This window comes from Clostridium gasigenes (assembly GCF_900104115.1).
Lineage (GTDB): Bacteria > Bacillota > Clostridia > Clostridiales > Clostridiaceae > Clostridium > Clostridium gasigenes.
Genome location: NZ_FNJM01000037.1, coordinates 1 through 7326 on the forward strand (window position 1 = coordinate 1; position 7326 = coordinate 7326).

Consider the following 7326-nt stretch of genomic DNA (forward strand, 5'->3'; position numbering starts at 1 on the left):
GCCGCCAGCGTTCGTCCTGAGCCAGGATCAAACTCTCACTAAAAAGTTTAATCTTGTAGTACTCCTTATCTCTTTCGAGCTAAGTTTCCTTTTATTCGCTGACTCTCAAAAAGAATTGCTGGTTATTATTACTTAACTTTAATTTATCTGTTCAATTTTCAAAGACCATTTTCTCCAGTCACCCTTAAGCGACTTTCTTAGTTTACCACCGCATCTAAACCTTGTCAACACCTTTCTTTCAAGCTGTTTTTCTTAGTTCGTCATTTGCGACTTCTTTATCTTATCACTGCTTCTAAACTCTGTCAACAACTATTTTTTATGTTGTTTTTTCTTTGTTTGCTTGTCCCTTGCGACTTGATTATCTTAACATATATTTTCATAGTATTTTGCCTGTATTTTCTTCTTACAGAACATTATGTCACTCTTACTGTATATTTATCAATATTACGCTTTAATACTATTGCTGATACACCAGGCAGCAATCTCTTATTCTTATACTTATTCATCTTAATATAGCCCCTTAAACCAGTTAAATATAGGCTTATTCAATGAATTCTTTATATATTAGAACTTTAATAACATATTTACTTCTCCTTATTACAGCTCTTTTATAATCTTTGTATTTTATCTTTAAAACTTAACTTGCCTTTTTGACACCTGCTTCACGATCCTCTTTACTTATCCTCTTCTAAAATATCAACCTATTTACTTATCTAAACCTCAATCTATCATTTACTTCTTTTTATAGTTATTACTAATTTACTATTTATCAATGCATAATTCTCTTACTACTCCAATTTTATATTCCCCACGCCCCCCAAACAACATTCAATACTAATCCTATCTTCACTCTTAATATATCTTCCTTGTACATATTCTCTTTTACTAATATACAATCTATTATTTTCTATATGTTAGTGCCCTCAATATAAGTAAGTACTAACTCCTTAGTTAATATTTCTCTATATTTTAAAATTTGAAAAAACAACAGTCAACACTGATATATTTTGTTCTATACATATATAATACACCTTAGTGATTTTCAAAAAACAACTAAAGTGTATTCTCATCTCTTTTCTACTAAGCCTCTTCACCTAGTACAAACTATGTGAAGAATCTTTGACTTGTTATTTACTTTGAACTACCTCATTTAGTATATCCACTATATTTTTTCTCAATATACTAATAAAGATGAATTTAACCTATTTAATTTTAATTAATTATGCCCTAAAGCTTTTATTATAATAAGAGCAGTATCTTCAATTGCCCTTTGAGTTACATCTATAGTTTTACATCCTAATCGTCTTAAAATCTTATCAGCAAAATCAAATTCATCAAGTATTCTTGAATCACTTGCATAATCAATGTCTGAAGGAATCCTGTGAAACTTATCTAGTCTACGTTTTCTAATTTCTATTAATTGTAGCGGATTTATAATTAATCCAAATATCTTCTTTCTATCTATTTCGAAAAGTTCATCTGGCAAACCAACCTCTGGTACTAAAGGTATATTAATTGCTTTGATACCTTTGTTAGCTAAATACATACACAACGGAGTTTTAGATGTTCTTGATAATCCTACTAATATTACATCTGCATTTTTCAACCCTCTATAATCCTTACTATCATCATATTGCATTGCAAATTCCATAGCTTCTATTCTTTTAAAGTAAACTTCATCAGTCTTCCACATTGCTCCAGGATTATAATCTGGATACTTATTTATAATTGTTGATGCCACATTTATTATTGGTCCTAATACATTTACTACTGTTATATTATTTTCTAACCCTTTTTGAGTAAGATATTCTCTTATATTCACAGTTATTATAGTAGATACAACCATTTTATCCTTGCACTCTTGTACCTCTTTAATTAGCTCCTCTACATCTTCTAGAGTTTTCACATATGGAACTCTCTTTACCTCAACATCCTCTTTAAATTGACTTGCAGCTGCAATCGCAACTTGTTCTGCTGTTTCCCCAATAGAATCTGATACCGCAAAAATTGTTAACATTTAAATACCCTCCTCTTCTGAATTAGATCTTTTTCTTAATTTTCTTAATTAACCAACAATTCAATTATATCAATAATCTGAATAAATTGTTATCTCTATATGTATTTACTTCTTATATATGATAAAATCTCCTATATATATTAAAATTTTATACAGGAGGATCTCACTTATGAAAAAAGTCTTTAATAATGATAAGCTATTAACTATAGGAATACTGCCTATAATGTGGCTTGCATATTTTTTATTTGAAATTATTACCGGTAGAGTTAAGGATATGTACACATTTATATTAAATCTTTCTCTTATAATTGTATTTGCTATTGTAGGATTAATTATTTATATTTTAGGTGAACGTTATTCTAAAGGATTTAGTGGTAAAAAAATATTTTCAATCTTTTCAATACTAATGCTAATAGATCAAGGTCTTAAAATAGTTATAAAATTCTTTTTCTTCAATAACTATTTTGAAATTATACCAAAGTTTCTATCCTTCAATCCTATTATCAACACTGAAGGTTCATGGTTAAATGCTCGATTTAATTTTGGAGTTAGTTTTGCATTTCTTATACTTATAAATGTTGTAGCATTAATATTATTCTTAGAACTATATAGATATTATATTCATAATGGCAATAAAAATTTTTGGGCGGACTTATGTTTCACATTTATTTCAGCTGGAGCTCTATGCTCATTAATTGATAAAGTCTTCTATGGTGGGAGTTTAGATTTTATAGGAATAAGCGATTTATTTATTGCAGACATAAAAGATATTTATATTAACATAGGAATTCTATTTTTTGTAATGACAATATACAAGAGCGGATACTTAAAAGATGATGAAGAACCATCCTTAAAAGATGATTTAAAAAGCATTAAAACTTTCCTTATTTTTGCTAGAAAAGATATATTTAAAAGATAATCTATTCTACCTATTACTGTTCGAAGATTATTAATTTAATTAATTATATAAAAAAAGAAAAGGCATTACGCCTTTTCTTTTTTTATATATATTATGCTAAGCAAGTTCTTATTAAAAAATCACTTCTTTAAGAAGTGATTTTTGGTGGCTCACCCGGGAATCGAACCCGGGACACCTTGATTAAAAGTCAAGTGCTCTACCAACTGAGCTAGTGAACCATATGAGACCTGGCAACGTCCTACTCTCCCACACAGCTGCCCGTGCAGTACCATCAGCGCTGTAGAGCTTAACTTTCCTGTTCGGAATGGAAAGGAGTGTTTCCTCTACGCCATCATTACCAGATATTTTTCCCTCAACAATTATTGATTATATAGTGTTTTAACAGTTATGTCAACATATATTCTAAAAATAGTTTATTTTTCTGTTTTTTATAGTATATTACTTAAATATTCGTTTTTAATTTAGAATTAATGTAATTATAAGTATTGTTATTTTCTTCTTTTTTGATTTTAATTATATTTTTTTATTTTGTATTTAAATAAATTTCTCTTGAAATTCTGATAACTATTCAATTTTATATTTGGAATTTGCTAATGCTGAAATTGTTGATTTGCAATATTAATATAATGATAGTCGTTATGTCTACCTTATCATGATAATTTACAATACTATTCTCTAATCAAGCATTTTCTACATTTAAATAAAACTATAGGATATCAAAATCTTTTGCTACCTTCATCAAGTATATATTTAATATCTACTTGTATAATTATTAATGATAAAAAATAAGACTCTAGTTTAAATATTGTACCCATACATTTGCTTTTATATATTTTATTTATTACTATGTTTATAAAATAAGTAATTATTTGTAAACATAAAAGGGGGCTGTTTTATGAACAGAGAAAATTTAAATAAAAATTTAGCACAAATGTTAAAGGGTGGCGTAATTATGGACGTTACTAATGCAAAGGAAGCTATTATTGCAGAAAAAGCTGGAGCTTGTGCAGTTATGGCTTTAGAGAGAGTTCCATCAGATATTAGAAGAGATGGTGGCGTTGCTAGAATGTCTGACCCTAAAATGATTAAGGAAATACAAGACGCTGTTTCAATACCTGTTATGGCTAAAGTTAGAATTGGACATTTTGTAGAAGGTCAAATTTTAGAATCACTTGGTGTAGACTTTATTGATGAAAGTGAAGTTTTAACTCCTGCTGATAACAAGTACCATATAAATAAGAATAATTTTAAAGTTCCATATGTTTGTGGTGCAACTAATATTGGCGAAGCTTTAAGAAGAATTGGTGAAGGTGCTTCTATGATAAGAACTAAAGGTGAAGCTGGTACTGGTGATGTAGTAGAAGCTGTAACTCATATGAGAACTATGACAGAACAAATAAGAAAAATACAAAATTCATCTGAAGAAGAATTAATGACTTTATCAAAAGAATATAATGCACCTTATGATCTTGTAAGGTATGTTTTTGAAAACGGAAAATTACCTGTAGTAAACTTTGCAGCTGGTGGAATTGCAACCCCTGCTGATGCGGCCTTAATGATGCAATTAGGTAGTGAAGGTGTCTTTGTAGGCTCTGGTATATTTAAATCAGCTGATCCTGAAAGAACAGCAAAAGCGATTGTATTAGCTACAACATTCTATAATGATCCTATAAAACTAGCTGAGATATCAGAGGATTTAGGTGCTGCTATGAGTGGTACTTCCGCTAGTGATGTATCTATAAAATATTCCAAGAGAGGCTGGTAACATGACTTATATTCAAATGGCTAATACTCCACTTCATATTGGAGTATTAGCGTTGCAAGGTAGCATAGACGAACATATTAATCATATTTCTAGCTTAGGTCATATACCTGTCAAAGTAAGAACTAGTAATGATTTAGATAATTTGGATAGACTTATTATTCCTGGTGGTGAAAGTACTACTATTGGTAATATATTAAGAAGTACAGGACTATTATACTCATTAAAAGACAAAATTTCTAAGGGCCTTAAGGTTTGGGGAACTTGTGCTGGAATGATTCTTCTAGCTAAAGAAATTGAAAATGAAACCATTAGTCACTTAAGTCTTATGGATATAAAAGTTAAACGTAATGCTTATGGCAACCAGTTAGATAGTTTTATAACCTATACTAAAATAAACGAAGTAAGTCCAAATAATTTAGAATTAGTTTTTATACGCGCACCTTATATCTCCGAAATAAGCGATAAAGTTACTATTTTATGTAAAATTGATGAAAATATTGTAGCTGCCAAAGAAAATAATATGTTAGTCACATCATTTCATCCTGAATTGACACCCGATACTACATTTTTAAAGTATTTTATAGAAACATTTTAAATTATGGACATGAAAATAAATAGAAAATTAAATATTCAAATAAACTGAGAATACTAATTTTCTATTTATTTTAATATCTCTTAATAATATTTATCTATAATCTAAACTTTTATCAACATTATATAATTGATTATATATATTTTGTGGATAACTACTAACTTATCCACTGATTTTCATGTTTATGATTTAAATTTGTGTACATTTTTAATAAGTATTTAACTACGGTATTTTCAAAAATATAACTAATCAGCTTTTGGTCTATTTTTTTCAGATCTCTAAATACTTAAAATAGTGTACTATAATATAAAAAGAGATGAAATTATTAATAATTTCATCTCTTTTTATATTTAGGCATCCTTTTTTAAATAATAAAGCAATATGTTAGTCTATTTTCCCACTCTATTAATGTATTCTCTAATTATTTTATTAGATGCTTTAAATTTAGTTAACTCTTCTTCATTCATGTCAATTTCAACTACTTCTTTAACTCCTGTTGCATTTAAAACAGCTGGAACTCCTGAAAATACATTTTTTTCACCATATTCTCCATCTAACAATGTTGATACTGGTATAATTTTATTCTCATCATTTAGAATAGCTTTAATTATTGCTACTGTTGATGTTGCTATTGCGTAATAAGTTGTTCCCTTTCTATTGTAAACTTCCCAACCTGCTTTAGCTGTATCCAGTACTAATTTATCTAAATTCACATCTCCAACTCTATCTTTATTGTCTTCTATAACTTTATAGAATGGTTTTCCACCTACATATACATGAGACCATGGAACCATTTGTGAATCTCCATGTTCACCCATTGAATATGCCTGAACACTCCTTGGATCAACATTTAGTAACTCTCCTATAAAGTTTTTTAACCTTGCAGAATCTACAGATGTTCCTGTTCCAATAATATTATTCTTTGGTAATCCTGATATTTTATACACATGATAAGCTATTATATCTACTGGATTAGATATAATTATAAAATGTCCTTTAAATCCACTATTCATAATAGGATTTACTATTGATTCTGCTATTTTAACTGATAAATCTAAAGTATCTAATCTTGTTTGTCCCGGTTTTGGTGGCGCACCTGCTGTTATTACTACTATATCAACATCTTCACACTCTTCATATGAACCTACTCGTACTTTTGTATTTCTATTTAAATACTCTATACAATGATTTAAATCCATTACTTCCCCTAAAGCCTTTTCTTTGTTTAAATCTATCATTAATATTTCTTCGCATACACCTTGAGTTATTAAACTAAACGCTGTACTTGATCCAACTAGTCCTGTACCAATTATAGCTACCTTCCTTGCTTTTAATGACATTATTTTTCCTCCTCTAGTTTTTCAAGACATCTAAAAAAATAATTAGTCAATAATTTATATTTTTTCAGATGCCATATTACTTCTTCTTAACTGTTCTATTATATATAATATTTCTATTTATTAAAAATTGAAACATATATTAATTTGTTAATCTTATACTTACTTATTTACATATATACTATGTAATAACCTATTAATTGAGAAAAATATAAATAGTTTGTAGATTATGTTAATATATACTCACTTTTATAAAAATTTTATTTTTTATAAAACAAAAAAAGTTCTAAACAAAATGTTTAGAACTTTTTAGTATGGTGCATTATCAGGGGATCGAACCCGGGACACCCTGATTAAGAGTCAGGTGCTCTACCAACTGAGCTAATAATGCATAACCTGGCGACGTCCTACTCTCCCACACAGCTGCCCGTGCAGTACCATTAGCGCTGTAGAGCTTAACTTTCCTGTTCGGAATGGAAAGGAGTGTTTCCTCTACGCCATCATCACCAGATGGTTTAGATCCTAAATCATAGATTTAGCCTCTTATATTTAATTTTATCAGAGTTTTGTTCTCTGAAAATTGCACATGAATTATTGTAAATTGGTCAAGCCCTCGACCTATTAGTATCAGTCAGCTAAATATGTTGCCATACTTACACCTCTGACCTATCAACCTCGTGTTCTTCAAGGGGTCTT

5 protein-coding genes, 2 tRNA genes and 3 rRNA genes are annotated in these 7326 nt (G+C 29.0%); 3 read left to right on the top strand and 7 right to left on the bottom strand.

The features are described from left to right. Positions 1-1216: 1216 nt before the first annotated feature. Entirely contained in the window at positions 1217-2017 is an 801-nt protein-coding gene (locus tag BLS77_RS19295; RefSeq protein WP_089973787.1) for a pyruvate, water dikinase regulatory protein, read from the bottom strand. 169 nt (positions 2018-2186) lie between these two features. On the opposite strand from BLS77_RS19295, the gene BLS77_RS19300 reads away from it, so the two are divergent. After that, positions 2187-2936, top strand: coding sequence for a signal peptidase II (locus BLS77_RS19300; protein ID WP_089973788.1), 750 nt, complete (start codon positions 2187-2189; stop codon positions 2934-2936). A 142-nt stretch (positions 2937-3078) separates the two neighbouring features. Here BLS77_RS19300 and BLS77_RS19305 read toward each other — a convergent pair. After that, positions 3079-3154 (bottom strand) — tRNA-Lys (locus BLS77_RS19305). A 7-nt stretch (positions 3155-3161) separates the two neighbouring features. Continuing rightward, a 5S ribosomal RNA gene (gene rrf / locus BLS77_RS19310) occupies positions 3162-3278 on the bottom strand. Between the two features lie 553 nt (positions 3279-3831). Between rrf (BLS77_RS19310) and pdxS the strand changes: the two genes are divergently transcribed. Beyond that, a complete protein-coding gene (gene pdxS / locus BLS77_RS19315; protein WP_089973789.1) occupies positions 3832-4701 on the top strand; it encodes a pyridoxal 5'-phosphate synthase lyase subunit PdxS in 870 nt (289 codons plus the stop codon). Between the two features lies 1 nt (position 4702). Beyond that, positions 4703-5296 carry a pyridoxal 5'-phosphate synthase glutaminase subunit PdxT gene (pdxT, locus tag BLS77_RS19320; RefSeq protein WP_242874042.1) on the top strand — a complete coding sequence of 198 codons (594 nt, stop codon included), beginning with the start codon at positions 4703-4705 and terminating at the stop codon, positions 5294-5296. Between the two features lie 386 nt (positions 5297-5682). Here pdxT and BLS77_RS19325 read toward each other — a convergent pair whose 3' ends face one another. The 4 genes from BLS77_RS19325 to BLS77_RS19340 all read right to left on the bottom strand — a co-directional run. Further along, on the bottom strand, positions 5683-6633 hold the full coding sequence (locus tag BLS77_RS19325) for an L-lactate dehydrogenase (RefSeq protein ID WP_089973790.1): 951 nt from the start codon (positions 6631-6633) through the stop codon (positions 5683-5685). Between the two features lie 312 nt (positions 6634-6945). Further along, positions 6946-7021 (bottom strand) — tRNA-Lys (locus tag BLS77_RS19330). Between the two features lie 3 nt (positions 7022-7024). Then, positions 7025-7141, bottom strand: a 5S ribosomal RNA gene (rrf, locus tag BLS77_RS19335). Positions 7142-7231: 90 nt separating this feature from the next. Continuing rightward, positions 7232-7326: ribosomal RNA gene (locus BLS77_RS19340) — 23S ribosomal RNA — on the bottom strand; the annotation flags it as partial.